Here is a 1,946-nt window from a genome sequence, read left to right as displayed (position 1 = left end):
GACGCCGGCGAGTTCCACATCGGGGAGCCGCCTGATTTTTCGCGCGTGAAACGTCCCCAGCCGACCGGCGCCAATCACCCCGATACGCAAAGAGGAATGTGAAGCTGGCATGGTCTTTCCAAAATGGAACCCACGGGACCTGGTTCTGTGCTTTTCTGTGTGGCTGGCCCTCCCGGCCGTGTAGCGCAGCCGCGTGGCGGGCTTCGATGCTGTCCAACCCCAACCCGGACGATCGATCGGGTAGGGGGGTATTGCCTGCCTCCCTTAACCTGGTAGCCGGGTTTCATGCGCACGATCGCAGGGCATTTACAGCGGGAAACTGCTGAACGAGCTGAAGGCCCAGTTGGGCGTTCAGCCGGTGACCGCTGCGATAGGCACAGAATCGGCCGACCAGATCACATCCACAGAGCGCCAAATCGCCCACCATATCGAGTAATTTGTGACGGACGCACTCGTCGGGGAACCGCAATTCGTTGTCGATAGGGCCGTGCTCATCGAACACGAGCAGATCCCGCGGCGTGGTACGGCGTCCCAAACCCTGGGAGAGAAGCCACTCCGCTTCCTCCTTGAGCATGAACGTTCGGCAGGGGGCGAGTTCCCGGCGAAACGTCTCGGGCGTCAAAGTGAGACCGAAACTCTGCCGTCCGATCGGTCCTTCCGGCCCATAGTCCAGGAGATACCGCATGAAACATTCCTGACCCAGCCCGGGGCGAGCCTCGAACCAGCAGCCATTTTCCTCCACGCGAACAACGGTACTTAAGATTCGCACGGGACGCGGCGTGGACTGCTTGATAATTCCCGCCGCCAGAAGCGCTTCCACGAAGGGCAGGGCGGAGCCGTCGCATCCCGGCATTTCGGGGGCGGTGACGGCGACCTCGCAGTTGTCGATCTGGAGGCCGCCCAGCGCCGCCATGACATGTTCCACCATCTCCACCCGAACACCCCGGTATTCAAGACAACTCCGCCGCGGCATTTCAATGCGATATTCCAGCCGGGCGGGAATTCGGGGGCGATGGCGAAGGTCCTCGCGCACAAACACCACTCCCGTGTTGGGCGGTGCCGGCCGAAACTCCACGCGGCAGTCCTCCCCCGACCAGTACCCGAAGCCCTCGACGGCCACCGGGCGAGCAATCGTTTGTTGTGATCTGAAGGAGAGCATCAAGGTCGCAAATCGTTATGCAAGGGTTGACAGTTCTGCCGACAGACCAATGACCACTGTTGCCACTCGATCACCGCAGGGTGCCCGGCGTGGTGGGCCGAGAATAACCGCCCTGGCTGGGTACTACCGGCAAGGAATTCGTAGAGGCCGATGTCGTTGCTGATTGAGCGCGCGCGTTGAGCCGCTGGAGCACAATGGGAGTCAGGTCCAGCTCGGGCGCTTTGTAGACGATAAGCTGGTTGATGTAGCGGAGGACATCGTCGGGCGAATTCGGGTCGACCTCCTGTCCGTTGAACCGCAGGACCATCACGATTCCGTTCGCAGCGGCGAGATACTGGATCTCGTTGACGATCTCCTGATATGTGGCGTAATGAAGCTTGGCCTCGCGCAGCAGAAACTCCTTCCGCTTCTTGATGACTTCCGCCTCAAAGTCTTTCTGCCGCTTGACAAGAGTGTCATCGATCTGATTGTAGGTGGACGATCCCGGTTGATGGTCCTTGAGCTGTTCGGCCAGCGCTTTGAGGGACTCCTGTTCCCGCTGGGCCCATTGCTCGACGGCGGCGGCTTCAGACCGCAGGGCACTCATTTCCTGCTTGAAGCGAAGATGGTTTTTGAAGATGTACTCAATATCCACCACTGCGATATTGCGGACGGCCGCAGGCCTCACGGGGGTTGTCGGCCCTGCCACCTGTTGGGCCGCCAGTTGGTAGACGAGGGTGCCGCTGACCAGGACGAGTCCCGCTCCCAGCCAAAGCCAGTGCCTTTTCAACATGATCTTCCTCCTTGA

Annotated in this window: 2 protein-coding genes; both read right to left on the bottom strand. The window is 60.5% G+C overall.

From position 1 onward, the window contains the following. Positions 1-283 precede the first annotated feature (283 nt). On the bottom strand, positions 284-1,159 hold the full coding sequence (lpxC, locus tag H5U08_RS17150) for a UDP-3-O-acyl-N-acetylglucosamine deacetylase (RefSeq protein ID WP_297035877.1): 876 nt from the start codon (positions 1,157-1,159) through the stop codon (positions 284-286). 70 nt (positions 1,160-1,229) lie between these two features. Continuing rightward, positions 1,230-1,931 carry an OmpH family outer membrane protein gene (locus H5U08_RS17145; RefSeq protein WP_297035874.1) on the bottom strand — a complete coding sequence of 234 codons (702 nt, stop codon included), beginning with the start codon at positions 1,929-1,931 and terminating at the stop codon, positions 1,230-1,232. Positions 1,932-1,946 lie beyond the last annotated feature (15 nt).

It is taken from the genome of Thermogutta sp. (assembly GCF_014359955.1).
GTDB lineage: Bacteria > Planctomycetota > Planctomycetia > Pirellulales > Thermoguttaceae > Thermogutta.
The sequence above is the reverse complement of the archived record's forward strand: the minus strand, read 5'-3'. Positions and strand labels throughout refer to the sequence as shown.